Source organism: Roseivirga echinicomitans (assembly GCF_001592935.1).
Lineage (GTDB): Bacteria > Bacteroidota > Bacteroidia > Cytophagales > Cyclobacteriaceae > Roseivirga > Roseivirga echinicomitans.
In genome coordinates this window covers 624649-650675 of record NZ_LRDB01000050.1, presented here as the reverse complement: position 1 = coordinate 650675, position 26027 = coordinate 624649, and the positions used below count along the sequence as shown (strand labels likewise).

The window sequence follows — 26027 nt, the reverse complement described above, 5'->3', positions numbered from 1 at the left end:
TCAGACGCCATCATAGTTAAGGTTGATTTGGTTGCTCTCGGGGTGGTTCCCGAGAGCTCTTTTTTTGAACTGAAATGAGGTTCAATTGGTTAGCAAAACGTATATGAAGTTTAATGTTTTCAGTTTCGTTTTAATAGTTCTATTCCTGGGTTGGATAGAGCTCTATGCCTACCAAGCCACAAAAACACTTTTAAAGAACATAAAGGCCAATCGCGCCAAGTGGCTCAGGAGGATTTACCTCTTACAGGCCATAGTAATGATGGCTTTGGTCTTTTATCTTTACCTTTCTCAGGCAGGAACCGTTGCCTTTAGTTTTACCATCTCCATAATTTTCATGTCCTATACAGCCAAGCTGGTTGGTTTGGTATTCGTCTTTATTGATGACATCAGAAGGGCTGTGGCACTTTTCTTTGCAGGGAAAAAACGTAGAAAGGAAAAGAAAATAGCAGCAGGTAAAAAAATATCTAGGTCTGAATTCCTTGCCAAAACTGCCGTTGCGGCAGCTACTTTGCCAATAGTGACCATGAGTTTTGGCATAGTGTCAGGTGCATACGATTATCGTATAAGGAGAAAAAAATTATATCTTCCTAATCTTCCCAGTGGTTTTAATGGGATTAAAATGGCGCAGCTCTCCGATATCCATAGCGGAAGCTTCTTTGATAAAAAGGCAGTAGAAGGAGGGATTAATTTATTAATGGCCGAAAAACCGGATGTGGTGTTTTTTACGGGCGATTTAGTAAACAACCAAACCAAAGAAGTAAACGAGTATTTCGATATTTTCTCTAAAGTAAAAGCGGACCTCGGAGTTTACTCTACTTTAGGGAATCATGATTACGGAGACTATTTGCAGTGGTCTTCACTTCAAGCCAAACAGAAAAACCTCCAAGACATGGTGTTGGCGCATGAGAAACTGGGCTGGAACTTGATGATGAATGAGAACGCTTCACTGAAAGTAGGAGGGGATCAAATTTCATTAATAGGAGTGGAGAACTGGGGTGCAGGCCGTTTTGCCAAATATGGTGACTTAGACCTTGCACATAAGAACTCAGAAGGAGATGTAAAGATTCTGCTTTCACACGATCCAAGTCACTGGGATGCGCAAGTAAGACCAAACTATAAGGACATTGATCTAATGTTTGCAGGGCACACCCACGGCATGCAGTTAGGAGTGGAGATCGGTAATTTCAGGTGGAGCCCTTCGCAATGGATGTATCCGCAATGGGCCGATTTATATACCGAAGGAGACCACCACCTCTATGTCAACCGAGGCTTTGGCTTCTTAGGCTTCCCTGGCCGAATCGGTATTCTTCCCGAGATTACCATTTTTGAATTGACGAATAGACCTGTTTAAGGGTGGGGCTGCTGAAACCCCACGTTGCATTGGTTGTAAAGCGTTAACGTTTTTCGAACTTCTCTTTATACATTTCAAAACTCTCTTTAAGAATTTTGATGGCAGTTTGCTTGTCAAGGAACTCCTCTACAACTACAGTTTTCTTCTCTAGCTTTTTATAGTCTTCAAAGAAATTCCTCATTTCTGAAATGAAGTGTGCTGGAAGTTCAGAGATGTCGTTGATATGGCTCACACTCGGGTCTCCTTCGGCAACGGCAATGATTTTATCATCCGCTTCTCCATTATCAAGCATTCGCATGACGCCAATCACTTTGGCTGGAACAATGCACATAGGAACGATATCGATTTGCGATAGAATGAGAATATCCAAGGGATCTCTATCCTCACAATAACTCTGCGGAATAAAACCGTAGTTCGCTGGGTAATAGACGGAAGAGTATAACACTCTGTCGAGCATTAAAAGCCCGCTGTCTTTATCAAGTTCGTATTTTGCCCTTGTTCCTTTTGGAATTTCAATGATGCCATTTACGATGTCTGGCAGATTATCACCAGGAGAAACATCATGCCAAGGGTTGAATTTATTTTTCATAAAGTTGATTTTTCTGTTGGCTAAGCTTACTCATCATTTCACATATACTGTCAAAGCGATGCACTATTCAGCCTTGAATGACAAAGATAGTTAATGGAAGTGTGCAAATAACTTAAGAAAGCCACTTTGAAACGGAAGGGGTTCATGTTTCTGGCCTATCAGTAAGTAATGTACCAGTCAGTCTATGACAAACAGTGTGACAAAAACATAAAAAAGGCCTTAGAAGTAATTCTAAGGCCTTTTGCGGAGGGAGGGGGATTCGAACCCCCGGTACGGTTTCCCGTACGCATGTTTAGCAAACATGTGGTTTCAGCCACTCACCCATCTCTCCGTGTAATTAAGCTGATATATTGCCCTCGTTTAAGAGGAGTGCAAATATAGGTGAATAGATCAGACTTCACCAAGCGTATTTTAGAAAAATTACCATCAATGTAAATCCATTTTTATAACTCATTAAAATTGAGTCTATTCATTAAACGTTGGCCTCCAAAGGCCGTCTAAATCGAAAATCAACACAACTAAAACTATGTATCAACCAAAATGTATGAATGTCACGAGTTTCCGTACCGGAATGCTCGTGCTTTGCGCTTTGCTGATCAGTTTTATGTCTTTTGGACAGAAAATTGACTTCAGTAAGCTAGAAGCGATGAAGCCAAGAAGTATTGGTCCTGCAAATATGAGTGGGAGGGTTACCGCTATCGCTGTGGTAAATAGCAGCCCAGAAATTATTTATGCCGGTTCTGCCTCGGGCGGTCTTTGGAAGTCTGAAAGTGGAGGTATTGCTTGGGAGCCTATTTTTGATGGTAACCTGGCCTTGTCTATTGGAGCAGTAGCCGTTTCTCAGAAGAACCCAAATATTGTTTGGGCAGGAACAGGAGAGGGGAACCCTCGAAACAGCTTAACCGGTGGTTATGGTGTTTACCGCAGTTTAGATGCGGGAAAAACCTGGAAGTTAATGGGGCTTGAAAAAACCCGAAACGTCCATCGTATCATCATCGATCCAAATGACCCTAATACCGTGTACATCGGTGCTATTGGTTCTCCTTGGGGCGATCACAAAGAAAGAGGTGTCTATAAAACTACAAATGGTGGCGAAACCTGGGATCATATACTTTATGTAGATGAAAAAACAGGTGTTGGCGACATGGTAATGGACCCTTCTAACCCAAATAAGATTTTAGTAAACATGTGGCAACACAGAAGAGAACCTTGGTTCTTTACTTCTGGAGGGCCAAGTTCAGGTTTATACATGACCGTAGATGGTGGTAAAAACTGGACAAAGCAATCAGCAAAGGATAATGGAATTCCTGAAGGCGACTTAGGTCGTATGGGTTTGGCTTTTGCTACAAACAACCCAAATAGAGTTTACGCACTTATCGAAGCCAAAGAGAATGCGCTTTACCGTTCAGACGATGGTGGATTTAAATGGGAAATGATTAACAATGGTAATGACATTGGAAACAGGCCTTTCTACTACTTCGAAATCTATGTAGATCCGAAGAACGAAAATAGGGTATACAGCATTTTCACCAATGTGCACCGAAGTGAAGATGGTGGAAAGTCTTTCGAGAACATTATTCCAAGAAACCTTATTCACGTAGATAATCATGCATTATACATTAACCCAGACGATCCTAAATATATGATCTTGGGTAATGATGGCGGTATGGCCATTACGCGTGACATGGGTAAGAAATGGCAGTTTGTTGAGAATTTGCCTTTGGGTCAATTCTATCACATCAATGTAGATAACGAAATGCCTTACAATGTGTATGGAGGTTTACAAGATAACGGAACCTATACAGGTCCTGCTTATACTTGGAAAAGCGATGGAATCAGAAACGATTACTTCTTCACAATTGGTGGTGGTGATGGATTTGATGTAATGGCTGATCCTGACGATTCACGTTATGGCTACTCTCAGTCACAACAAGGAAATGTAGGTAGATATGATAAACTTACTGGAAGCAGCAAGAGAATTAAGCCTACCAGCGATGACCCTAAAGTGAAATTGCGTTTCAACTGGAACTCAGCCATGGCGCAAGATCCGTTTGACAACAGCACTATCTATTTTGGAAGTCAGTTTGTGCACAAGAGTACAAACAAAGGTGATAGCTGGACAATTATTTCTCCAGACTTAACCACCAATGATACTACTAAACAAAATCAAGATAAAAGTGGTGGTTTAACGATTGATGCTACTGGAGCAGAAAACCATACAACCCTTTTGGTGATTGAGCCGAGTGCTGTAGAAAAGGGAGTACTATGGGCTGGGTCTGATGATGGCTACATTCATGTTACTAGAGATGGTGGTGCCACTTGGACAAACGTATCCAAAAATCTTAAAGGTGTTCCTGCTGGATCATGGGTAAACCAAATCAAAGCTTCTAGATATAATAAAGGAGAAGCCGTAGCGGTAATCAATAATTACAGAAGATTCGATTTCAAGCCTTACCTGATGAGGACTAAAGATTATGGAAAAACTTGGACGGCAATAGCTTCTGAAAATGATGTTTTCGGTTATGCTTTGTCTTTTATCCAAGACCCAGTAGAACCTAAGTTAATGTTCTTCGGAACAGAACATGGTTTATATGTGAGTATTGATGAGGCAAAAACTTGGACCAAGTTTGAAAACGGTTATCCAAGTGTGTCTACAATGGACTTAGTGATTCAAGAGCGCGAAAGTGACTTGGTCATCGGAACATTTGGTAGAGCTATTTATGTACTTGATGATATTAAGCCATTGCGTGTTTTGGCAGCTAGAGGGCAAAAGTCGGTGACTGAGTCTGCTGTTACCGCTATTGACGCGAGTACTTCTTACATGGTGAGTACAAGGGCTGCAAGCGGACCCGCTAACCCTGGTAATGCAACGTTCGAAGGAGAAAACAGACAGTCTGGTGCTGCAGTAATAAAATTCTTTGCTAAGAAACCCGAAACTCCAGCAGGTGGAGGTCGAGGCGCTGGTGCTGCTGCACCTCAACCACAAGCCAGACAAGGTGGTGGTCAAGGTGGCGGAGGCCGTGGTGGCCGAGGCGGAGTTGGCGGAGGTACTAATATTCCAAGAGGTCCTCAAGCTAAAATCGAAATTTTTGATCTAAGCGGAACCTTAGTGAGAACATTAAGCGCTTCAATTAACGAAGGCTTGAATAGTGTTTCGTGGAGATACGATGAGAATCCTCCTGAAGGCACAATACAGCCGGATCTTCCTCCAGGTGTTCCTGCTGAATTTGCTAGTTTCTTCAGAAGGGGTGGAGCCCCTGCATTGCCGGGCGCCTATACTTTCAAAGTAACTATTGGAGATCAGTCTGATGAAGGTAAAATCGAAATCCAAATGGATCCTCGTGATACTTATAACATGAACAGCTTAATTGCAAGAAGAGATTTACTCAGAGAAGTTGGCGTGCTTACTACTGATATATCAACCTTGTCGTCTAAAATCACAAAAGACATGGAGTCAGTAGACAAAGTGTTGGAAGCTTTAAAAACTAAGCGTGGACCAGAAGCGAATGCACTTAAAACCAAGAGTGAAGCAGTGAAGAAAGAAATGAAAGAACTTTCTGATGCCATTGGTAGTGGAGGTGGTTTCCGTTTCGGAGGAGGTAGCGATTCTGATGTTGTTCCTTTAAACTCAAAGGTGACTGGCTTGTCTCGTACAATCTCAGGCTCATTTGATGCTCCAGGTGCGGCAGATCGTAAGGATTTAGGTGATTTTAATAATGAATTCAAGTCACTACAATCTAAAGTGGATGCTTGGTATGCTGCCAACTGGGATGCTTACTTAGCGGCTGTTAAAAAGGTAGATTTCTCTCCAATTGGAGGATAGTAATAATTCAATTTTATAAATAGGCATGTCTTATTTATAGCGTAATATTAGTCAAATAGCACCGAGGGTTCTTCGGTGCTATTTCTTTTTATAGTTATTACTGCCTGTCTGTAGGCCTAAACCTCTTGTATGTCGCTGTTCTGAATTTCGCTTTTCTTTTGGTAGTAAGTTGAGTCATAAACAAGAACTCAAATCTAGATGAACAAACGACATAAATTAATTTTCATACTCTTTTTTGCTCCTGCTGTAATTTTCGCTCAAACCAATGATGAGGTCATAAAACAGATGCAAAAACTCATGGTCGAGAACTATGTATTTTTATCAAGGCCCACGAAGTGAATTCACATTTAGATAAGCTCATGGCTGAAAAGTTCTTCGATACATTTATAACAGAAGGGGAGCTTGCCAAGGCCTTGGGACAGGAAATGCAGAGAATCACAAAAGACAGACATCTGAACGTAGCCCCACCACGTCCTAGAAATGCAGGGCCTCGGCCAGAGCGTACATCATTTGACTGACACTTACAAAACTTGGTTAGGTTTAGAATGGAGGCTTCGGTGAAGTGAATTTCTATGAAGGAAACGTGGCCTATTTTCAGTTGTAAGGCTTTAGGGTGGAAGACACGGTTAAAGTAGCCCCACTCATGGAGTTTATTTCTACTGCCGATGCTATTATCGTGGATTTAAGGTGGAACGGAGGAGGAAATGGCCCAGTAGGGACTTGGTTGAGTAGCTATTTTTCACCTACTAACATTCCACTCACTTTAGTGTATGAAAGAAGGAAAGACCATACAGATTTCTATGCTACGATTCCAGTAAAAGGAAAACAAAGGCTCGATGTTCCTTTATATATTCTAACCAACAGTCGTACTTTTTCTGCTGCCGAGGGGTTTACGTATGATTTACAAGCCCAAAAACGTGTTACCGTTATTGGTGAAGTCACTGGTAGAGGGGTACACCCCGTTAACTTTATGCTTTCACCAAAAAGGACATTGAAATAGGGTTAGATGAAATCCCAATCGGAGAGTTTTATAAAGAATCCGTTTTCAAAAGATTAGGCTAAAATAACTTCCATTCTAAAAAGCAAAAAAGCAACCCCATTCGAGGTTGCTTTTCATTTGAATTGAGTTTGAAATTTTTATTCGTACCGAAGTGCCTTTACTGGGTTTTGATTTGCAGCTTTTAGCGAATGGAAACTGACCGTTAAGAAGGAAATAACTAGAGCCAACACTCCCGACATACCCGCTGCAAGCAATATGACTTCCTGCAAATTCATTCTGTAGGCAAATACATCTAACCAATCATTAATGAGCCAGTAGGCAGCAGGGGCCGCCAAAACGAAGCCAATCAGCACTAGAATCATAATATCTTTGAAAATCATGAATACCAATTGCGGAACGGTGGCTCCCAACACTTTTCTCACACCAATTTCTTTTATTCTGGTGGCAGTGGTAAAAGAAGATAAACCCAATAAACCCAAGCAAGAGATTAAAATACAGATGTATGAAAGTATGCCTGTAAGCTTGTTTTGTCTTTGATCTCCACGGTAAAGCGCTTCGGCTTGTTGGTCTAAGAATTCATATTCAAAAGGGTGGTTGGGGTCCAATTCAGAAAACTTACTTTCTAAGAATTTCACCGTTGGACCAACGGCCCCTTCACTTACATGCACCATTAATGTAGGCAATCCTTGGGCACCGGCATTTTGCAATTGATATCTATAAATAGCAGTAGGTTCTACTTTTACATGCAGCGAAAACGCATTAAAATCTTTAACTACACCAATAACCTTCGTTGGTTCTGGTAATCCAATAGGTGATACTGTTTGGCCAATAGGATCAGTCCAGCCCATCAAGTCTACAACCGCCTGATTGACGATTACCCCTTGCGTGATATCTGTAGGCATGTTTTCGTCAAAATCTCTGCCCTCAACAATTTCAATGTCCATTGTTTTAAAATAGTCTTTCCCAACGGTAAGCACATTGTAGGTGTCCTGAGTAATGTTAGACTCATTGTCGCTAATACTCAATAAACGTCTGCCAGCGCCAAGAAGACTGTTCCCTACATTTCCACCACCACGGCCAACTCCAAAGGCATCTGTAACACCAACAATATTAGGGTTCTGCGTTAATTCTGCTTTAATGAATTCCATTCTATTAACGATAGAGGTGTCTTGCAATGGAATTAGCACCACATTGTCTTTATTAAAACCCAAATCTTTGTTTCTTAAAAAGTCAATTTGATTGTTCATCAATAGGGTAGTAATCACTACGGCAATGGAGATAAAGAACTGAAACGCGACCAATACTTTTCTGAGGAAAACACTTTTTGGACCCGACTTGACGCTGCCTTTCATGGCCACCAATACTGAAATGGCGGATAAATAAAATGCGGGGTAAATGCCTGAAAAAAGCCCAATAATTACAGCAACACTTAGCGAACCAAATAGGAGCAATGGATTGTCAAAGAAATTGAGTTGAAGGTCCTTTCCTAAAAGGGTGTTTAAGTTTGTGCCATGAATTAAAATATTAACAATGAGTATGGCGAGCATCAACGAGAAGAATGTAATGATCACTGATTCACTTAGGAATTGCCCTCGTAACTTTCCTCTACTTGAACCAAGTACTTTTCGGACCCCTACTTCTTTAGATCTGTTGGTGGCTCTCGCGGTAGCCAAATTCATATAGTTAATACTGGCCAAAAGAAGGATGAAAATACCAATGGCAGTAAAGGCCCTGGTGTAGGTTAGGTTACCAGTGGGTAAATCATATTGTACTTTAGAATTAAAGTGAATATCCGCCAAAGGCATCAATCGTGGGCTAAAACCAGCGTCACCTAGTCCTGCTTGTAGCACCAAAGGCTTCATGTATTTTTCGAAAAAGTCTGGAAACTTGTTATAGATATCCTTTACATCATAGTTCTTGGGAAGCATTACATAGGAATACAATGACACATTCCAAAGCTGACCTGCCTTTTGATCACTGGTAGGTACTGGCTGGCCTGAAGTAATGGTAGTCATAGAAATTAGACCCTCAAAGGTAAGGTGCACGTTATCAGGTAAATCCTTAATAATACCCGTTACCTTAATGTTGTTGGCATCTGTTTCTATAAGCTGTCCCATTGCATCAGCATTGCCGAAAATACGCTTAGCCGCGGTCTCTGTTAAAACAATACTTCTAGGTTCAACTAAAGCAGTTTTAGGGTTTCCTTCAATGAATTCATGAGTAAACATGCTGAATGTGGAAGAGTCAGCGAAGTACAGGTTGTCTTGGTAAATGTTTTTATCCCCAATTCTGAACAACTGTCGTCCAGCGCCCATAAACCTTGCGAAGTTTTGAATTTCAGGATATTCCTCCTTCATCATTTCAGCGATCACAAATGAGCTTAATGCAAACTCATCATCCTTAGGAGGGATTCTGAACTTAGATTCAACCCTATAAATCTGATCGTACTTTTCGTGATGCTTATCAAAACTCATGTCGTTTTGAACATAGAGAAGAATGATAATAGCCACAGCCAAGCCAACCGCCAAGCCAAAGATGTTTAGAAATGAATAAAATTTATTTCGGAGTAATACTCTTATGGCATAGGAAAAGTTCTGCATAGGGGTGGTTTAGAGCTGATTAACAAAAGGATTTCTACCACTAAAGGTGCCAAATCCTTAATGTATCTGTAAGATTTTGTTAATCAATGGTTTATAGAGTTGGTTAAAGGAGGGGGAGCTATTTGTTGTTCGCTAACGAACTTGATTGTGAACGTATCCGTACAATTTTGATTGATTTCTAAACGAGATGTAACGATTTACTTTTCTATAAGTCTTACTTACTAACGGTCGTTATTATGCTCAAAAACTACATCAAAATTACAATTAGGTCACTTATGAAAAATAAGACCTATGCCTTTATTAACATCTCTGGTCTCGCCATTGGTTTGGCAGGTGCATTACTGATTCTTCACTACGTCACTTTTGAACTTAGCTACGATAACTTTCAAAAGGATTCTGAGAATATATATAGGGTGAGTTTAGATATTTTTCAGAACAATGAAGAAGTATTTAATAGTGCCGAAAATTACCCAGGAGTAGGTCCAGCTATGGTGCAAGAATTCCCTGAAGTGGTTGAATGGGCACATTTATACAATATGGGCTACAAGAATAATGTGGTAATAACCTATGAAGAAGGGCAAGGTCAGCCTATTAAATTCAAGCAGAGGAAATTCCTTTATGCCAGCCCAAGTTTCCTGTCTATGTTTTCAAATCAAATGGTGCTAGGTGATGCCAAAACAGCTTTGGAAGAACCTTTTTCAATTGTGATCTCTGAAAGCACAGCAAAGAAGTACTTTGGGGATAAGGATCCAATGGGAAAGCATTTGAGATTAAAAGACGATGATTACAATGATGAAAACTGCATTGTCACTGGTGTTTATAAGGATTTACCTTCCAATACGCACTTGAAATACGATGTCCTAATTTCTACCGCTACCCTTTACGGACGTTTTGAAGGAGCCATGACAAGATATAAAACGGGTTGGGGAAGGAAGGATTTTTATACTTACATCAAAGTAGCACGGGGAACCAATATAAGTGCTTTGGAAGCTAAATTCCCTCAAATGATAGATAAGTATAAACCCGAATTAAAGGAGAATGGAGGAGGCAACGTTTTTGCTTTGCAGCCGCTCCAAAGAATTCATTTGGACTCTCATTTGGGTGATGAAGCAGAGCTGAACGGAAGCGGAGAGCCCATTGTTTATCTTTCCATTATTGCCACCTTTATTATTTTAATTGCTTGGGTAAACTACATCAATTTGGCTACTTCTAGATCTTTAGACAGGGCCAAAGAAGTAGGGATTAGAAAAGTACTGGGCTCTCTTCGAAGTCAATTGATTCGTCAGTTTATGTTCGAGTCCTTTGTAATTAACCTCTTGGCTGTAATCCTTGCTGTCGTCATTATCGCCTTGACTTTACCCAGTTTCCATAGCTTAAGCGGTATTCCAGAAGACGTAAAAATTTGGCAAAACGGGACGATTCTTTGGTCGTTATTGGCTGCTTTTCTTATCGGTTCATTTGCTTCGGGTGTATATCCAGCCTTGGTGCTGTCTTCCTTCAAGCCAGTAAGTACTTTAACTGGGAAGTTTAGGAACTCTGGAACTGGGGTTGTACTTAGAAAGGCATTGGTGGTTTTTCAGTTTGCCGCTTCAACAGCTCTGATCATAGGCACTTTTACGGTGTACAGGCAAATGCAATATGTTAAAAATGCGGAATTGGGTTTTGAAATGGATCAGATTGTTGTCTTGGAACGACCCGCAATTTCAAATGCTGACCCAGAGTTAAGAAATCAACAAGTTGCCGCCTTTAGCAACGAGTTAAGGTCAAATTCAAACATTAAAGAGATCACCACTAGCGGTATTGTTCCTGGAAAGAAAATTCGATTTAAGGCAGATGTCCGGGCTTATAATCAACCTGCTGGGCAAACTTTCCCACTTAATTATGTAGGGGCGGATTATGAGTTTATCCAAACTATGGGGATGGAAGTAATTGCTGGCAGGGACTTTTCTAGAGATTTTCCTAATGATTTAGATACGGCAGCTTTGGTTTCGAGATCTGCTTTAAGGCAGCTCGGTTATGAAAACCCTGAGGATATTATTGGACAGGCCATTGTAGCAGAGAATTTTGGGGCAACAGCTTTGGTTATTGGAGTGGTGGAAGATTATAATCATGAATCGTTGCGAGAGAAAGCAATTCCTTCCGTATTTATTCTAAACCCTTTTTGGGCCGAATATTTTTTAATTAAAGTTCAAGAGCAAAATGTTTCGTCCGCTTTAGCCGTTATTGAAAGTCAATGGGGAAGTACTTTCCCCGGAAATCCATTTGAATATTTCTTCCTAGATGAATTCTTCAACCAACAATATAAATCAGAAGATCAGTTTCAATCACTCTTCTCCGTTTTTGCAGTTTTAGCCATTTTTATTGGTTGCATGGGGCTTTTCGGGCTTTCTGCTTTTACCACTATGAAAAGAACCAAGGAGATAGGCGTGAGAAAAGTACTTGGAGCATCAGTACCAGGCTTGTTCTTACTTTTATCGAAGGAGTTTGTCGTGCTTATTCTGATTTCAAGTGTAATCGCTTGGCCGTTAATCTATTTAGCGATGGACAGTTGGCTCCAAGGGTTTGAATATCACACCAGCATCAACCTGTTAGTTTTTGTGTTCGCTACGGTGCTCATCATAGGAATCGCACTGATTACTGTAAGCTTTCAAACCATGAAATCAGTGCGACTTAATCCAGTAGATTCGTTGAGGTATGAATGATTAAATTGAAAGGAGGTTTTGTACTACCTCCTTTTAAATCCTTTTTTATTACCGAATGAACGTTTCCCTTTGCCTTTATTTTTGATAGGGTCATAAACAGGTGCTTCCCCTAAAAATTCAGGCAAAGCTATTTTACGAACAGGGCTACCTAAGAGCTCTTCAATTTTAGAGAATTTGAATTGGTCTTCTTCGTTAATGAAAGTGACTGCTTCGCCTTCAGAAGAAGCCCTAGCCGTACGGCCAATACGGTGGATGTAATCTTCCGCATCGTTGGGTACATCATAGTTAATCACCATGTCGATATTGTCGATGTCAATACCTCTAGAGATTACATCGGTGGCTACCAAAATCTGAAGCTTTCTACTTTTAAATTCACGAAGAATATCTTCCCTGTCTTTTTGCTCTAAGTCTGAAGAGATGGGTTTGGCGTTCATCTTTTCACGCTGTAATTCTCTAGTGAGTTCCTTCACCTTAATTTTTGTCGAAGCAAAAATCACCAAGCTTGGGATGTCATTGAATCGAAGCAAATGCTTTACGAGGCCAATCTTTTGGTTGTTATATGTATTGAAAGCCACCTGAACCACCTTTTCGGCTGGCTTAGAAATAGCGATACTAATTTCATGCGGATCTTGCAGAATGTCCTTGGCCAGCTTTCTGATTTTCGGAGGCATAGTGGCCGAAAACATAAGGTTCTGTCGATTTTTAGGTAAGAAACCAATGATGCGCATTAGGTCTTCATAAAAACCCATGTCTAACATACGATCGGCTTCATCCAGAATAAGATGTTCTAAATGGTCAATTTTAGCATAACCCAAGTTGAGGTGAGAAATAAGTTTCCCCGGTGTCCCCACGATAATGTGAGCCCCAGTAGTCAATGCTTTCTTTTCTCTTGAAAATCCATCACCATCACCACCACCATAAATGGGCAATGAAGTGGCAGGAGTAAAGTACCCCAGGCCTTCTAACTGTTGGTCAATTTGGACAGCAAGTTCTCGCGTAGGACAAATGATTAATGTGTTTATTTGTCCATCAGGAATATCATTTGAACAGATTTTATGTAAGATTGGAAGCAAGAAAGCAGCGGTTTTTCCAGTACCTGTTTGGGCAACAGCAATTAAATCTTTGTTTTCAATAATTACTGGGATAGCTTGTTCTTGGATTGGGGTTGGGGTCTCAAAACCCATGGCGTCTAAACCTTCCAATACACTTTCGTGGAGATTAAGTTCTTTAAATGTCAAGTGTGATTTATCTTTATGAGGCTTAAGGAATTGCCTAAGCCTGTTACAATTTAGAGTGAAAATTAAATGAAAAAAGCCGTATATAAAACCAATATTAATTGTGGGATGTGTCTTTCTACTGTTACTCCCTTTTTAAATGAGCTAAAAGAAGTGTCTGAATGGTCGGTGGACTTGAGTAGTAAAGACAGGCTATTGACAGTGAAGGCCGAAAACATCGATTCTGACCTAGTTATTCAAGCGGTACAACAGGCCGGTTTTAAAGCGGAAAAAAAGAAATCAGTATTAGGTAAGTTATTTTAATTTTTCTTCCAGAAATAAGGAGAAAGCAACATAAGCACTGTAAATAACTCTAATCTGCCCAGAAGCATTAAGAAAGAGAGCAGCCATTTGCCTGGTGCAGGTATGTTATAGAAATTATCCAAAGGCCCAACATTTCCAATTCCGGGTCCAACATTACCTAGGGTGGTGGCCACGGCTCCAAAGGCAGTGTCAAAATCTATGTTCATGGTAGAAAGCAAGATTACTCCTACAATCATGACCAAGATATAAATCATTATAAAAGCGAGTACATTGGAAACGACTCCTTGATCAATAGCTTTTCCACTTATCCTAACAGGAATTACGGCAGAGGGGTGGAGTTGTCTTTTCAGTTCTAGAAAAGAATTTTTGAACAACACCACATGACGAATAACTTTAACACCACCTGCGGTTGAACCTGCCGAACCACCTACCAATAGTAGAATAAAGAACAGTGTAGTAAGAAAAGGTGCCCAAGCGGTATAGTCAGCGGATACAAAACCCGTAGTAGTAATGATTGAAACGACTTGGAAGAGTGAATCTCTGAATGATTTCTCAAGTCCGCTGTCGGTAGATATGAACACGGTTATGGTAACAATAATTGCAATTATAATAGTGAAGATGCTGTAAACGATAAATTCTTCGTTCTTGAATACCTTTTTGAAATTCCGTTTTAACGCATAATAGGTGAGCGTAAAACTTGTGCCAGCCAAAAACATAAAGACAATGAGCACATATTGAATAAAAGGAGAGTCGTAATGAGCAGCGCTAGCGTTCTTTGTTGAGAATCCCCCCGTGGCCATGGTTGTTAGCGAATGATTGACAGCATCATAAATCGTCATTCCACCAAAATAGAGCAGGATGGCTTCTACAATCGTTAGACCTACATAAATGAGCCAAAGTCGTTTGGCTGTGTCTTGAATTCTAGGTTGAAGTTTGTCTGGCGTAATCCCAGGTGCTTCGGCCACAAAGAGCTGCATACCTCCAATGCCCAAAAATGGAAGGATGGCAACGGCCAATACAATAATCCCCATTCCCCCAATCCACTGGGTAAGACTTCTCCAAAACAAAATGCCTTTCGGTACCGATTCTATATCGTTAAGAATTGAGGCTCCTGTGGTGGTGTACCCAGACATGGTCTCAAAAAAAGCATTGGTGAAATCTGGAATGCTATTGCTTAATACAAAGGGGAGGGCGCCAAAAACGGACATGAAGATCCACCCTGCGGTAACCACAATATATCCATCTCGTTTTTTAAGCTCTTTATCAGGGAGTTTTCTAGTGAAAAATTTCAATGCAAAACCAACCAATGCTGTAATTGCCGAAGAAAGGGCTATGGCAATTAAATCATGTTCCCCATAATAGATAGAGACGGGCAAACAAAGGGCCATGAAACCAGCATTCATCTGAAGAAGAGTGCCGAGGACTTTTGAAATGACTTTAACGTTTAACCTCATCTGTCTTTAAAGATATCAAATAAAGTAAGATTCCACTTTACTGATACTTTCTGGTTTTGAGAGGACTACTACCCTGTCCTTTGGTCTGAACATGAAATCACCAGGCGTGGTAAAGCCTTTTCCATCTCGGATTACGCCTCCAATGATAGCGGTTTTAGGGAATTGAAGATTTCTAAGTTGATTTTTCGTGATTTTAGAACCTTCTTTTACTTCAAATTCAAGAATTTCAGCATCAACACCGTGGATACTGGTAATAGAAACAATATCACCTTGTCTGATATGACGGAAAATAAAGTTGGCCGCGATCAGCTTTTTATTGATCATGGTATCCACTCCAATGCTTTGAGAAAGGTGGATGTAGTCCATGTTTTCCACCATAGCAATGGTTTTCTTTACACCATTGTTTTTGGCTACTAAACAGGATATAATGTTGGTTTCTGAGTTTCCGGTTACGGCAATAAAGGCGTCAATGTCACTAATTCCTTCTTCATGAAGTAAGTCTACATTTCTTCCATCACCATTAATGACCATGGCATCCGGAAGTTGATCTGCCAACTCGAAGCATTTTTGTGGATCGCGCTCAATGATTTTTACATTGTAACGGTTGCTCAAGATTTTAGCCGCATGAAACCCAACCCTCGACCCTCCTAAAATCATTACACTTTTAACGGGTTCTTTTTTCTTGGCAGCTAAAAACAGAAGCTTTTCTATACCATCGGGCTGCGCCACAAAATAGGCATGATCATTTACCTGGAATTGAGTGTTCCCATAGGGAATTAAGGTCTCATCGTGGCGTAAAATAGCCACGGTCATAAATTTCTGATCTGGATTTAATTTGGCTACCTCCATCATGGTTTTACCATTTAGGGGACTGTTTTCTTCGATGTTTACACCAATTAAAGAAAGGAGGCCTTTTTCAAATTCAAAGCTATCTGTTAAGGCTACTTCTTTTAGCAACCTTTTAATTTCTTTGGCCGCAAGCGATTCAGGAGAAATAATGTCGTCAATCCCTAGATGCTTAAGGTTTAGTTTGTCTTTTTGATAGATGAATTCTGTATTCGAGATTCTTGCAATCGTTCTTTTGGCGCCAAGGTGCTTGGCAATGATGGCCGTAGCAATGTTGGCATCTTCTGAAGAGGTTACGGCAATAAGCAGGTCTGCTTCCGAAACTCCAGCTTCTTCCAAAACACTATATGAAGTAGAGTTTCCCTTAATAGTAGACGCATCGACAGAATTTGATGCAGCCTTTAGTTTGTCTGCCACTTGGTCAATCAAGACAATCTTCTGACCTTCAGCACATAGGAGTTTAGCCAAATGAAACCCCACATTTCCAACACCTGCAATTATTACTCTCATTGTTTTATATGAAAACCGTCAAAGATAGTTTAAATACTAGGGGTGCAAGTAAATGCTTTTAACAATATGCCAAAAAGGATTTCTATCATTTCTGAGGAACCATATTGCCCGACTTTATATGAAGGTCTCTTTGAGGAAAAGGGATTTCGACATTATGTTCCTTGAACTTCTCGAATATCAGGTAATACAATTGGCTTTTCAGTACCGTAGGTTTATTAATGTAGGTACTCGTCCACACTAATAGATCAAAGTTCAATGAGTTATCACCATATTCTTTGAAGAGCACATCTGGTTCAGGCTCTTTTAGAACATCGGGATGCTTTTTAGCTACCTCAATCAAAATGGATTTTATATGGGCAGGGTCTTCTTTATAAGCAACTCCTACGGGAACATGAAAGCGAATATTTCTTCCACTGTGACTCCAGTTGATTACTGATTTACTAATAAACTCGGCATTGGGGATAATGATTGAAATATTATCATTGGTACTCACAGTAGTAGCCCTCGAAGATATTCTGACAATATCGCCAGTTACTTGACCTACTTCAATTCTATCACCCACTTTAATGGGCCTTTCGAAAAGTATAATTAAGCCTGAAATAAAATTATTGGCAATATTTTGAAGTCCAAAACCAATACCAACCCCAAGTGCACCCGCTAAAACATTTAATGAGCCTAATTGAATGGTGGTCTGAATAATGACAAGCCCACCGAATAAAACAGCAGCATATTGAATAATGGTGCCAATAGATTGGCTCACACCAATGTCATCAGAATAACGACTCATTATTTGGTTTACAAAAATCGTCTTAAGTTTTCCGCTTAAAAATACCAGTAGAACAAGCAGAAATATAACCCTCAGTAATTCGAAGAACATTAAGGGATCATCTCCATTTTTGCTTAGCGCAAAATTTAAGGTTGAGTCTTTATCTATTCCTATTGCGGTTAGTGCAAAGATGAACCCGAAAAAGAGGATGATATACTTGGTTGTGTTGCCGATAGAAAGAACTGTTTTCCGGTCTTCGATATAGCGGTTTAAGATTTTATTGATCAAAATTGACCTAACGAGGTTGCCTATTATGTTGATCAGTATTAAAAAAACTACTGGTAATATCACCTCACTCACAGTGAATTCAAGACCCAAGAATGTAATTGGCTCACTGATGAATGGGATATTCTCATTGATAGAAGTAATCAGCCGATCATAGCCTGAAAATACCTCTGCTAAGTCATTTTGCATAAGTGGTTACCAATATAACACATTTCTTTACTTGGGTAGTAAGAAAGATGAGTCACCATAGCTTAAAAAGCGATAGCCATTGATGTCTGCTTCATGGTATACTTTGCGCCAATCTTCTCCAATAAATGCCGCTACTAGCAAAATCAATGTGCTTCCGGGTTGATGGAAATTGGTGATCAAACCATCGCAAACCCTGAATTGATAGCCAGGAAAAATGAAAATTTCTGTTGTGCCAATAATTTGATTTAAGTTATTCCTATCCATCCATTCCAGAATTGCAGAGAATGCCTCGGATCGTGCCGCTTTTTGTTGGCTTTGGTAGGGTTCTAACTTCTCAATCGCGAAACCCTCATCCCCATGCATCAATCGAACACCAAACCAATAGAGGCTCTCCAATGTGCGCATAGAAGTGGTGCCAATCGCAATGATACTGTTTTGAGCCTCTACTACGCTCTGAATACTCTGTCTATCCACCACCATTTGCTCTGAATGCATTGGGTGCTCCAGAATATTCTCAGTTTTAATAGGCTGAAAAGTACCAGCGCTTACATGGAGTGTTAGGAAGCTTTCTTTGATGCCACGGTCGGCCAATGATTTCAGAATTTCTGGAGTAAAATGCAGACCCGCTGTGGGAGCCGCTACAGCGCCATCATGCGCTGAATAAACGGTTTGGTAACGTGGTTTGTCATCTTCTTCTGGCTGTCGGTTTAAATAGGGTGGAAGCGGTACCTTGCCAGAGGCTTCCACTATTTCTGAAAATGAAATAGAGTCATCATTCCAACTGAATTTAATCTGTCGTTTTTCTCGATCATGAATACTGGCCTGAAGTATAATGTTTTTGTCGCCTAGAATTAGATCCCTCATTAAAGGAATATCATCCTTCCATTTTTTGAAATTGCCAATCATGCATTCCCATATCACGGTTTCGCGCTCTTCCATCACCACGCTCAAGATAGGAGAAGGAGAAATTGGCTTGAGTAGAAAGATCTCGATTTGGGCGCCAGTAGATTTGTGGAAAATCAATCTGGCAGGAATTACCTTCGTGTTATTGAAAAAGAGAGTAGAATGATCAGGAATAAGCTCTTCAATTTCTTTAAACTTCTTATGTTCAATTACACCCTTATGATAGTGCAAAAGTTTGGATAGGTCCCTTTTGTCCAACGGATATTTGGCAATTCGTTCATCAGGTAACGAATAGGTGTAATCGCTCAGGTTGATCTCTTTCTCTGTATTCATCATTTGTGCTGCAATTTATTAATGCACAGTGTTAAAATGGGTTACTATCGAATCTTTTTTCCACCTTGGGAGTAGACTCAAATAAGAAGTCTTAAATAATCAATATTATGGGAAAAGGAGATATAAAAACCAAGAAAGGTAAAATCGCCAACGGAAGTTATGGTGTTAATCGTCCTGGGAAATTAGGTAAAACGTTGAGTCCAAAACCAAAGAAAAAGGACTGATTTGTAAGCAAAAGAATAGAACAATTTAAAACGAGGCCAGCAGAAACGCTGGCCTCACTGTTTTTGGGTATTCGAAAGTGTTCACATGATCGGTCATTTTCGTACACTTTTTAGTGAGTAATCTAGTGTTTGTTTTGTTAAGCTGTTGTTTTTCAGGTGTTTAATTGTTTTGGCATGCTGATTGGAAAGAAGTTGGCAAGGTTAAAAACAATAAGGTTAAAATTAGCCGCCTTTGGTCAGGCGGTAACTCAAAATATCAACAGCAACAACATGAAAAATCTAGGTCAAAAAAACATCTCTGCGTTAATCGCACTTTTTTTAGCAGTTACAATCGTTACATCGGTTGACGCTAAATCTAATGATTCCAACACCCCAATTTTCGATGAAGACTTATCCTATTTAGAGGATGTTCAAGCGTATGTTGACGCATACATGGAACCAAGTCCAATGGTGTTCGAAGAAGCTCCTCAAACAGTCAAAGTATTTGATACGGAAGGCAACTTGGTTTTGCAAGGTGTGGTTTCCGAATTGAGCGAAGATGGTTTGAGAATTTACAGACAGGCAGATTATTTGTCGTCTTTGTATAACACGAAATACTATCGATTGAAATAATAGTATAGCTAGTAGTTTAGTTTAAGGTTGATTAAGGCGATTTCATACGGAAATCGCCTTATCTATTTTTAAGTGGGCTATTTGAAACTTATCAACTCAAACCTTACTGTATCTCCTGGCTTAAATTGAGCCAATCGGTCTAAATCTGGTGAACTTACATTGGCAATTCTTGGGTAGCCGCCTGTGGTTTGGGCATCGGCCATTAAAACAATGGGTTGACCTGAATTTGTGATTTGTATGGTACCCGGAATCACTCCTGACGAAATCACTTCTTCCTTTTGGGTATAGCCCTTAAGCGCTTCTTTCAATCTGTAACCCATTCTATTTGAGTCTTGACCAATGGTGAAGCGGTTACCAAAAAAGCATTGTTTTTCAATAGCAGAAAAAGCCTCAAACTCAGGCCCAGGATACACCTTTAAGGGCGCTTCAATTGATAGGCTTGGCCTTTCACTTTGTGGAATAGAAATGACAGACTGTTGCTTACCACTGATGATTTCGAGTATTTGATCTTTTTTAATTACACTGTCAGGGGTAGTTTGAACGGTATTTGTAGCCGAAGCACTATAACTTCCTAACCAACTTTGAATGTCCCATCTTCCATTGATGGCCAAATAGGCCCTGCAACCTGTAACTGGTTTGCGAAAGCTTAGCATATCACCATGGTTGATGTTGATGGTTCTGAATTGCGGGATTATATTTCCGTTAATTTCAGCAGAAAGGTTGGCTCCAGTAATTGCAATTTGACATTGGCCTTCGAACTGAATTTTCGGCCCTAGTAAAGTGATTTCTAAAACTGGGGAATTGGTATCGTTGCCTACCAATTGATTGGCAAGTTGAGCCGAAGCTTTGTCCATGGCTCCGTTAATAGGAATACCCAAATCTTGCACACCCTGCCTACCCAAATCTTGTATGGTAGTTTGTAAACCGGATTTTAGAAAATGTAGCCTAGCCATAATATTCTTCTAAGTTGAATGTATTGCTGGATACTTGCTTTTCTATCTCCTCAAATTCTGAAGAGGAAATGGACTTGAACTTCACAGCATCACCCGCTTTGAAAAGCGTAGGCTTCTCTGCTTTCGGATTGAAAGTAGGGATGGGAGTTCGACCTATAATTTGCCACCCACCCGGTGCATTCGCGGGGTAAATTCCAGTTTGCAAACCTGCCAAGCCTACCGAACCTGCCAAAACTTCTTTTCTAGGTTCTGCTTTCCTAGGGCAGAATAGTTGCTCTGGCAGACTTCCTAAATAGGCGAAGCCAGCGACAAAGCCGAGCATGTATACTTTGTAAGTTTCTTGGCAGTGCGTATCAATAATTTCTTGTTGTGTCAAGCCAGTCTTTTCCGTTACTTCATTCATGTCGAGCGCATATGGTGCCTCATAGCAGACAGGAATTTCAATCAGTTTTGTATTTAAATCAAGATCGGTCGATTGGCTTTTTGAGGTGAGTTCTTCAATTTGTTCAGACAGTGCTTTGATCGAAGTTTGTTCACCAAAACCCACTGTGAGTGAGCAATATGCTGGAATAAGAAAGGTGACTTCTTTGACCTCTTGAAGTTGTTTGTAAAGTGAGAGTACTTGATTGTTGATGACTTCATCAATTTTCTGCTCAAAGTTGACGAGCAAAGCTGAATCACCAAAGGGCACAATTTTCATGGTGTTGAAAAAGCTTTTTGTGTTATCCCGTTTTCTTCCAAACCTGATTTAATCGCTTGTAGAATTTCCACCGCTTGAGGATTGTCGCCATGAATGCAAAAGCTATGGGCTTTTAATTCAACTTTTTCGCCATTCAACGTTTCCGTAAAACCATTGTTGACCACCGATAATACTTGATTAACGGCCTCTTCAGCATTATGAATTACTGAGTTTTCTTTTGCTCTGCTCATCAGCTTTCCGTCAGCTTCATACCTTCTGTCGGTAAATGATTCGGCAATAAAAGTCATGCCTTCTGCTTCTACTATTTCCTTCATGTGACTACCTGCCAAGCCCATGATCATAAGGGTTGGATCAATGGATTTAATGGCTTTTACAACGGTAGAAGCTTCCTTTTCATTCTTCGCCATTTCGTTGTAAAGTGCACCGTGCGGTTTTACATATTTCAGTTGTCCTCCAGCGCTTTCCACCATTCCTTTTAAAGCGGCTACCTGATATTTGATACACGCAGAAAGTTCTTCGGTAGTCATTGGGATAACCCTTCTACCAAAGCCTTGTAAATCTGGATAGCCAGGATGCGCACCGATTTGAACACCTTGAGCAATAGCCATTTCTATAGTTTTCTGAATATGGTAAGGGTCGCCAGCATGCATACCACAGGCAATATTGGTGGAGGTAATATGAGGGAAAATAGCTACATCATTGCCAACTATAAAGTTGCCATAGCTTTCTCCCATATCGCAATTGATATCTATTTGCTTCATTTTTGCATGTACTTATGAAGAGATGATAAAGCTGTTTTTCGAACTTTATTTTTCATAAAACCACTCCAGCCCAAAAGCATTCCAGGTAAGCCCAGTGCCATAGAACACCACTTCCACATATTGAAACGGTCTTTATGGTAAACAATCTTTCCCTCTTCAATAATAAACTCAGCGGTAATCTTGTTATGGACCATTCGCTGGGTTTTACTGAAAGGATAAACAGCCGTCCATTGTGCTTTGGCTTTGCCATTGGTGACATCGAGTATTTTATGGGTCACTATTAAGTCCTTTCCACCTCTTTCTATCAACATCGACCACATGGAAGTTATTTCAGAATCGTTTAATCTACCAAAGGCGGGGTCTTCGAATACTGCTTGCTTGGCATAACAGGCATTCATGGCTTCGGCATTCTTTTGGGCAAAAGCGGTATAAAACTGATCGATAAGTAGGCGGTTCTCTTGTATCGACATAAGGCTGTGGAGTTAAATTTTACTCAATATAACCTTCTTTCTTGAACCAATTGTAGGCTCGACCGATGGCATCTTTTACGGTAAGGTCAGGTTCGTAACCCAGCTCTTCTTTGGCTTTACTTCCGTCCAAGTGTTGACCGTAGGCCAAAATGGCTACTGCCGTTGAAGAAAGCGCAGGAGGAGTGCCCCTGAAGAGTGTGTATTTTATTTCTTGTGTTTTGGAGATGAACTTAGCCATGTTCAAAGGAATCGTCTTTTTGATCATTGAAACTTGAGCAATCTCACAAGTCATTTTAATGATTTCTTCTATTGAAGTATTCTGGCCAGTGATTAGATAGCGTTCTCCAAAGCGGCCTTTTTCTAGGGCCAATAGCAAGCCTCGGGCGGCATCGCCTGCATAAACTGCATTTCGAAGCCCATGAACATAAGCTGGGACTTCTTCATTGGCGACATCTTGAATCAACCTGCCAGTAGTAGGCGCATGGTCGTATTCGCCAAAGGTCATACTAGGAATGCCAATAACCAATGGAAGGCCATGCTCAGCATTCATTTTGGCCATATTATCCATCAACCATTTCACCCTTAAATAAGCGTTTGTGCTTTCTGGTTCTTGTGGGTAATCGAGACTTTCGTTGCCCAATCCATTAGAGTTTTTGGGCAGAACAATGGAGCCACCCACATAGAGTGCTCTGCTTACTTTTGCTTCGCGAACGCCATCGATAAAGAACTGCATTTGTAAACGCGCAGTTTTCATTTCTTGGGCCAAAGGTTTGGGTACAGTAGGGTAGTAGCCCGCGCAATTGGCTACATAATCCAGCCCTTCCATGGCTCGAATCATACTACCTCTGTCGTTGAGGTCAGCGATTCGACTTTCGAACTGAAGGTCTTTAATATGGGATAGGTTGGAGTCTTTTCGATGTATAATCACTACTTCGTACTGCCGCAATTGAGCCGCAATGGCCAAATGGTGACCCAACATGCCTGTGCCACCAATAATGCCAATTTTCATAATGTATAGGAAGTAGTGAGTTTGAAATTAGAGTTTGAAAAGGGGAGTGAAGATTAATCTTCGTCCTCGTCTTCGCCCTCATCGTCTGCAATATCGAAGCCAGTGCCTTCGTCTTCAATATCTTCATCTTCAGCGTGTTTTTCTTCGTATTCCTCCTTGATATCATCTTTGAGGTTACCATCTGCATCGTAATCGTCATCATCTTCGATGATCTGCTGAGCTTCTTCAACGGTCATTCGAACGAGGTAATATTTCTCCTCAGTTTCAAAAGGAAGGGCAGAAACACGTTTACCCTCTTTGTTGGTAAAGTATATGAGATTGTCTTCAAAGCCTTCAGGATACGTAAGCTTAATTTGCTCTTGGATTTCTACATCCAGCTTGTCAAAGTCTTTAATTACCCGTGGTTTGGAACTGGGAGCGTTCATAGTTTATTACTGATTCAATTTTAAGGCAATTTCTATTTAAAAGTTAAAAAGTCAAGGGGTAGAACAAATAAAAAGAGAATATCTGTGCTGACTTCATTTTTCATTCACCTCATTTTACTTGCCTAGCAATAATTTTCAGTTGCAGTTCTCTTTCAAACCTTTCCAAACCAAACTGAATGAGTAGTTCTATTAACTCAGAATAACTCACTCCTGTCGCCTCCCACATTTTTGGATACATACTAATAGGCGTAAAGCCCGGTAGCGTATTGATTTCGTTGACCATAATGGTGCCATCGGTGCTGATAAAGAAATCGACACGGGCAAGGCCTTCACAACCTAATGTAGAGTATGCTCTTTTCGCCATTTCCCGAATATCTTTGGTTTGCTCATCTGTGAGTTGGGCGGGAATATGAATACTCGAAGCATCTTTGCTTACATATTTCGATTCGAAATCATAAAAACCTGCTGTGTTCACAATTTCGCCAGGTAAAGAAGCTTGTGGCTTTTCATTGCCCATTACCGCTACTTCGATTTCGCGCCCGTTGATATTCTGCTCTATGAGTACCTTGCTATCATATTTGAGCGCATCTTCCAGGGCCGACTCATATTCCGTTTTCATGTTTACTTTATGCACACCTACAGAAGAACCCAGATTGGCGGGCTTGATGAAAAGCGGAAGACCCAGTTCTTGCTCTACCTTTTCGAAATTAGGTTGATGCGTCCATGTAGCGCAAACATATGGCGCGATGGCAATGTTTGCATCGCGTAATAATCGTTTAGTGACATCTTTGTCCATACAAGTAGCGGAAGCCAAAACTCCGCAGCCTACAAAGGCCACATTGAGCATTTTCAGCAAGCCTTGAATGGTTCCGTCTTCTCCAAAAACGCCATGAAGGACAGGGAATACAATGTCGATTTCCCTTAATATTTTTCCAGATCCGTTTTCTAATACCGCGGCTCCTTTTTCACCTTGAATTAAGGTGACCGAAGTCCCCATTTTATCATGTGTATTTTCGGTATCCTGTAAAAACCAATGTCCTCCAATATCAATCCGCAACGGAATGACTTCATACAACGATCTATTGATATGCTTAAGAATACCTTCTGAAGAAATAAGGGAAATTTCGTGCTCGGTAGATCGCCCACCGAAAACCACAGCGACTCTAATTTTTGACATCTAAAAAGTAAATGAATTTATACACGTGAATAACGCCAAGAGAACTAAATATTCATATTGGATTAAGAAATTTATTCAAGTTCATTTTACCGATTTCCCTCAGACTTAAATTTTGTATTGGTCTTTTCCATTGGCCATACCAACGACTGCACGGGGTTGACCTTTTCTGATGCCCTTACTTTTAAGTTGTAAAGTGTGCTGTTCAACCGTTTTCTGATTTTGTTGATCACCATGCTGTTGAGGTTAATGACCATTTTTTGATCCTGATAAACACCTAAATAGCTCACTTTTACATTGTTTTCGCCATGTTTCTGCACCTTCCATTCAGCGGAATAAAAATCGACTAAATCGTAATCTTCGTTTCTATTGTAATTTCGTAATTGAGTGGATCCAGTATGAAAAGTTTCATCCTTGTAGTGAACATCCACTTTTATACGTCCAGTTCTTTTTACGAAGAGCCAAGGGATATTGACAAAGAAATCGAAGGTGAACGTAGAGTCCTGATGGTCAATCAACAGCATTTCTGATCTGCTTTCACCTTCTACCCAATCATAGCCATCCACATCTAAAATGAGATTCATTACCTCGTAAATACTTGAGTTTTCAATCATGAAAGAACCTCGAAGCGATTCGTAACCGTCACCTAAAGTATCTAATTGGGTAATTGAAATTCCTTTATCTACCCATGTTTTTTGGGAAAAGACATAGGCTGAGGGTATGAAAATGAAAAAATAAACAGCTAGGAGTCGTTGCATAGTCTTATCGAAGTTCTAAGATAATGGAATTTAGGGATTTAGGCCTTTTATT

General features: G+C 40.4%; 23 protein-coding genes and 1 tRNA gene. 8 read left to right on the top strand and 16 right to left on the bottom strand.

Annotation, left to right across the window (positions count from 1 at the left end; genetic code table 11):
• Positions 1-103: 103 nt before the first annotated feature.
• On the top strand, positions 104-1351 hold the full coding sequence (locus tag AWN68_RS17000) for a metallophosphoesterase (RefSeq protein ID WP_068418380.1): 1248 nt from the start codon (positions 104-106) through the stop codon (positions 1349-1351).
• A 43-nt stretch (positions 1352-1394) separates the two neighbouring features.
• On the opposite strand, the gene AWN68_RS16995 is transcribed toward AWN68_RS17000, so the two are convergent.
• Both AWN68_RS16995 and AWN68_RS16990 read right to left on the bottom strand, forming a co-directional pair.
• Entirely contained in the window at positions 1395-1940 is a 546-nt protein-coding gene (locus AWN68_RS16995) for an inorganic diphosphatase (RefSeq protein ID WP_068418377.1), read from the bottom strand.
• A 244-nt stretch (positions 1941-2184) separates the two neighbouring features.
• Positions 2185-2271 (bottom strand) — tRNA-Ser (locus AWN68_RS16990).
• 213 nt (positions 2272-2484) lie between these two features.
• On the opposite strand from AWN68_RS16990, the gene AWN68_RS16985 reads away from it, so the two are divergent.
• From AWN68_RS16985 to AWN68_RS16980, 3 genes are all read left to right on the top strand, one after another.
• Positions 2485-5763: a WD40/YVTN/BNR-like repeat-containing protein gene (locus AWN68_RS16985; protein ID WP_084362920.1), complete on the top strand. Its 3279-nt coding sequence runs from the start codon at positions 2485-2487 to the stop codon at positions 5761-5763.
• A 335-nt stretch (positions 5764-6098) separates the two neighbouring features.
• Positions 6099-6281, top strand: coding sequence for a hypothetical protein (locus tag AWN68_RS19045; RefSeq protein WP_262501387.1), 183 nt, complete (start codon positions 6099-6101; stop codon positions 6279-6281).
• A gap of 125 nt (positions 6282-6406) precedes the next feature.
• Positions 6407-6763 carry a S41 family peptidase gene (locus tag AWN68_RS16980; RefSeq protein WP_157716302.1) on the top strand — a complete coding sequence of 119 codons (357 nt, stop codon included), beginning with the start codon at positions 6407-6409 and terminating at the stop codon, positions 6761-6763.
• A 137-nt stretch (positions 6764-6900) separates the two neighbouring features.
• Here the strand turns inward: AWN68_RS16980 and AWN68_RS16975 are convergent, their stop codons facing one another.
• Positions 6901-9363, bottom strand: coding sequence for an ABC transporter permease (locus AWN68_RS16975; RefSeq protein WP_068418370.1), 2463 nt, complete (start codon positions 9361-9363; stop codon positions 6901-6903).
• Between the two features lie 275 nt (positions 9364-9638).
• On the opposite strand from AWN68_RS16975, the gene AWN68_RS16970 reads away from it, so the two are divergent.
• Complete coding sequence (locus AWN68_RS16970; protein WP_172796079.1) at positions 9639-12065, top strand: ABC transporter permease; 2427 nt, start codon at positions 9639-9641, stop codon at positions 12063-12065.
• A 23-nt stretch (positions 12066-12088) separates the two neighbouring features.
• Here AWN68_RS16970 and AWN68_RS16965 read toward each other — a convergent pair whose 3' ends face one another.
• Positions 12089-13303 carry a DEAD/DEAH box helicase gene (locus AWN68_RS16965; RefSeq protein WP_172796078.1) on the bottom strand — a complete coding sequence of 405 codons (1215 nt, stop codon included), beginning with the start codon at positions 13301-13303 and terminating at the stop codon, positions 12089-12091.
• A gap of 66 nt (positions 13304-13369) precedes the next feature.
• Between AWN68_RS16965 and AWN68_RS16960 the strand changes: the two genes are divergently transcribed.
• On the top strand, positions 13370-13603 hold the full coding sequence (locus AWN68_RS16960) for a heavy-metal-associated domain-containing protein (RefSeq protein ID WP_068418364.1): 234 nt from the start codon (positions 13370-13372) through the stop codon (positions 13601-13603).
• Here the strand turns inward: AWN68_RS16960 and AWN68_RS16955 are convergent.
• The 4 genes from AWN68_RS16955 to AWN68_RS16940 form a co-directional block, all read right to left on the bottom strand.
• The gene (locus AWN68_RS16955) at positions 13600-15057 is read right to left on the bottom strand and encodes a TrkH family potassium uptake protein (RefSeq protein ID WP_068418361.1); all 1458 of its coding nucleotides are present in this window, start codon (positions 15055-15057) and stop codon (positions 13600-13602) included. The two genes, AWN68_RS16960 and AWN68_RS16955, sit on opposite strands and share 4 nt — an antisense overlap.
• A gap of 15 nt (positions 15058-15072) precedes the next feature.
• Entirely contained in the window at positions 15073-16413 is a 1341-nt protein-coding gene (gene trkA, locus AWN68_RS16950; protein ID WP_068418358.1) for a Trk system potassium transporter TrkA, read from the bottom strand.
• Between the two features lie 85 nt (positions 16414-16498).
• The gene (locus AWN68_RS16945; RefSeq protein WP_317038927.1) at positions 16499-17653 is read right to left on the bottom strand and encodes a mechanosensitive ion channel family protein; all 1155 of its coding nucleotides are present in this window, start codon (positions 17651-17653) and stop codon (positions 16499-16501) included.
• Between the two features lie 27 nt (positions 17654-17680).
• The gene (locus AWN68_RS16940) at positions 17681-18889 is read right to left on the bottom strand and encodes an S-adenosylmethionine:tRNA ribosyltransferase-isomerase (protein ID WP_394330280.1); all 1209 of its coding nucleotides are present in this window, start codon (positions 18887-18889) and stop codon (positions 17681-17683) included.
• 107 nt (positions 18890-18996) lie between these two features.
• Between AWN68_RS16940 and AWN68_RS18880 the strand changes: the two genes are divergently transcribed.
• Together AWN68_RS18880 and AWN68_RS16935 are read left to right on the top strand one after the other, a co-directional pair.
• A complete protein-coding gene (locus AWN68_RS18880) occupies positions 18997-19113 on the top strand; it encodes a 30S ribosomal protein THX (protein ID WP_084362910.1) in 117 nt (38 codons plus the stop codon).
• A 174-nt stretch (positions 19114-19287) separates the two neighbouring features.
• A complete protein-coding gene (locus tag AWN68_RS16935) occupies positions 19288-19725 on the top strand; it encodes a hypothetical protein (RefSeq protein WP_068418352.1) in 438 nt (145 codons plus the stop codon).
• A 77-nt stretch (positions 19726-19802) separates the two neighbouring features.
• Here the strand turns inward: AWN68_RS16935 and AWN68_RS16930 are convergent, their stop codons facing one another.
• From AWN68_RS16930 to AWN68_RS16895, 8 genes are all read right to left on the bottom strand, one after another.
• Positions 19803-20678: a 5-oxoprolinase subunit C family protein gene (locus tag AWN68_RS16930; RefSeq protein ID WP_068418349.1), complete on the bottom strand. Its 876-nt coding sequence runs from the start codon at positions 20676-20678 to the stop codon at positions 19803-19805.
• Positions 20671-21378 (bottom strand): 5-oxoprolinase subunit PxpB, encoded by a 708-nt coding sequence (gene pxpB, locus AWN68_RS16925; protein WP_068418346.1) that lies wholly within the window; start codon positions 21376-21378, stop codon positions 20671-20673. Before pxpB ends, AWN68_RS16930 begins: the two co-directional genes overlap by 8 nt.
• On the bottom strand, positions 21375-22139 hold the full coding sequence (locus tag AWN68_RS16920) for a 5-oxoprolinase subunit PxpA (protein WP_068418344.1): 765 nt from the start codon (positions 22137-22139) through the stop codon (positions 21375-21377). Before AWN68_RS16920 ends, pxpB begins: the two co-directional genes overlap by 4 nt.
• Complete coding sequence (locus tag AWN68_RS16915) at positions 22136-22609, bottom strand: nuclear transport factor 2 family protein (RefSeq protein WP_068418342.1); 474 nt, start codon at positions 22607-22609, stop codon at positions 22136-22138. The genes AWN68_RS16920 and AWN68_RS16915 overlap by 4 nt, the downstream gene beginning before the upstream one ends.
• Before the next feature lie 19 nt (positions 22610-22628).
• On the bottom strand, positions 22629-23618 hold the full coding sequence (locus AWN68_RS16910; RefSeq protein ID WP_068418340.1) for an NAD-dependent epimerase/dehydratase family protein: 990 nt from the start codon (positions 23616-23618) through the stop codon (positions 22629-22631).
• Between the two features lie 53 nt (positions 23619-23671).
• A complete protein-coding gene (locus AWN68_RS16905; protein WP_068418337.1) occupies positions 23672-24043 on the bottom strand; it encodes a hypothetical protein in 372 nt (123 codons plus the stop codon).
• A 109-nt stretch (positions 24044-24152) separates the two neighbouring features.
• On the bottom strand, positions 24153-25220 hold the full coding sequence (locus AWN68_RS16900) for a D-alanine--D-alanine ligase family protein (RefSeq protein ID WP_068418334.1): 1068 nt from the start codon (positions 25218-25220) through the stop codon (positions 24153-24155).
• An 86-nt stretch (positions 25221-25306) separates the two neighbouring features.
• On the bottom strand, positions 25307-25975 hold the full coding sequence (locus AWN68_RS16895; protein WP_068418330.1) for an SRPBCC family protein: 669 nt from the start codon (positions 25973-25975) through the stop codon (positions 25307-25309).
• Positions 25976-26027: the final 52 nt, after the last annotated feature.

Excerpts from the sequence above, each read along its gene's own strand:
- AWN68_RS17000 (WP_068418380.1), top strand. The coding sequence starts at position 104 with ATGAAGTTTAATGTTTTCAGTTTCGTTTTAATAGTTCTATTCCTGGGT.
- AWN68_RS16995 (WP_068418377.1), bottom strand. The coding sequence starts at position 1,940 with ATGAAAAATAAATTCAACCCTTGGCATGATGTTTCTCCTGGTGATAAT.
- AWN68_RS16985 (WP_084362920.1), top strand. The coding sequence starts at position 2,485 with ATGAATGTCACGAGTTTCCGTACCGGAATGCTCGTGCTTTGCGCTTTG.
- AWN68_RS16980 (WP_157716302.1), top strand. The coding sequence starts at position 6,407 with ATGGAGTTTATTTCTACTGCCGATGCTATTATCGTGGATTTAAGGTGG.
- AWN68_RS16975 (WP_068418370.1), bottom strand. The coding sequence starts at position 9,363 with ATGCAGAACTTTTCCTATGCCATAAGAGTATTACTCCGAAATAAATTT.
- AWN68_RS16970 (WP_172796079.1), top strand. The coding sequence starts at position 9,639 with ATGAAAAATAAGACCTATGCCTTTATTAACATCTCTGGTCTCGCCATT.
- AWN68_RS16960 (WP_068418364.1), top strand. The coding sequence starts at position 13,370 with ATGAAAAAAGCCGTATATAAAACCAATATTAATTGTGGGATGTGTCTT.
- AWN68_RS16955 (WP_068418361.1), bottom strand. The coding sequence starts at position 15,057 with ATGAGGTTAAACGTTAAAGTCATTTCAAAAGTCCTCGGCACTCTTCTT.
- trkA (WP_068418358.1), bottom strand. The coding sequence starts at position 16,413 with ATGAGAGTAATAATTGCAGGTGTTGGAAATGTGGGGTTTCATTTGGCT.
- AWN68_RS16945 (WP_317038927.1), bottom strand. The coding sequence starts at position 17,653 with ATGCAAAATGACTTAGCAGAGGTATTTTCAGGCTATGATCGGCTGATT.
- AWN68_RS16940 (WP_394330280.1), bottom strand. The coding sequence starts at position 18,889 with ATGAATACAGAGAAAGAGATCAACCTGAGCGATTACACCTATTCGTTA.
- AWN68_RS18880 (WP_084362910.1), top strand. The coding sequence starts at position 18,997 with ATGGGAAAAGGAGATATAAAAACCAAGAAAGGTAAAATCGCCAACGGA.
- AWN68_RS16935 (WP_068418352.1), top strand. The coding sequence starts at position 19,288 with ATGCTGATTGGAAAGAAGTTGGCAAGGTTAAAAACAATAAGGTTAAAA.
- AWN68_RS16930 (WP_068418349.1), bottom strand. The coding sequence starts at position 20,678 with ATGGCTAGGCTACATTTTCTAAAATCCGGTTTACAAACTACCATACAA.
- pxpB (WP_068418346.1), bottom strand. The coding sequence starts at position 21,378 with ATGAAAATTGTGCCCTTTGGTGATTCAGCTTTGCTCGTCAACTTTGAG.
- AWN68_RS16920 (WP_068418344.1), bottom strand. The coding sequence starts at position 22,139 with ATGAAGCAAATAGATATCAATTGCGATATGGGAGAAAGCTATGGCAAC.
- AWN68_RS16915 (WP_068418342.1), bottom strand. The coding sequence starts at position 22,609 with ATGTCGATACAAGAGAACCGCCTACTTATCGATCAGTTTTATACCGCT.
- AWN68_RS16910 (WP_068418340.1), bottom strand. The coding sequence starts at position 23,618 with ATGAAAATTGGCATTATTGGTGGCACAGGCATGTTGGGTCACCATTTG.
- AWN68_RS16905 (WP_068418337.1), bottom strand. The coding sequence starts at position 24,043 with ATGAACGCTCCCAGTTCCAAACCACGGGTAATTAAAGACTTTGACAAG.
- AWN68_RS16900 (WP_068418334.1), bottom strand. The coding sequence starts at position 25,220 with ATGTCAAAAATTAGAGTCGCTGTGGTTTTCGGTGGGCGATCTACCGAG.
- AWN68_RS16895 (WP_068418330.1), bottom strand. The coding sequence starts at position 25,975 with ATGCAACGACTCCTAGCTGTTTATTTTTTCATTTTCATACCCTCAGCC.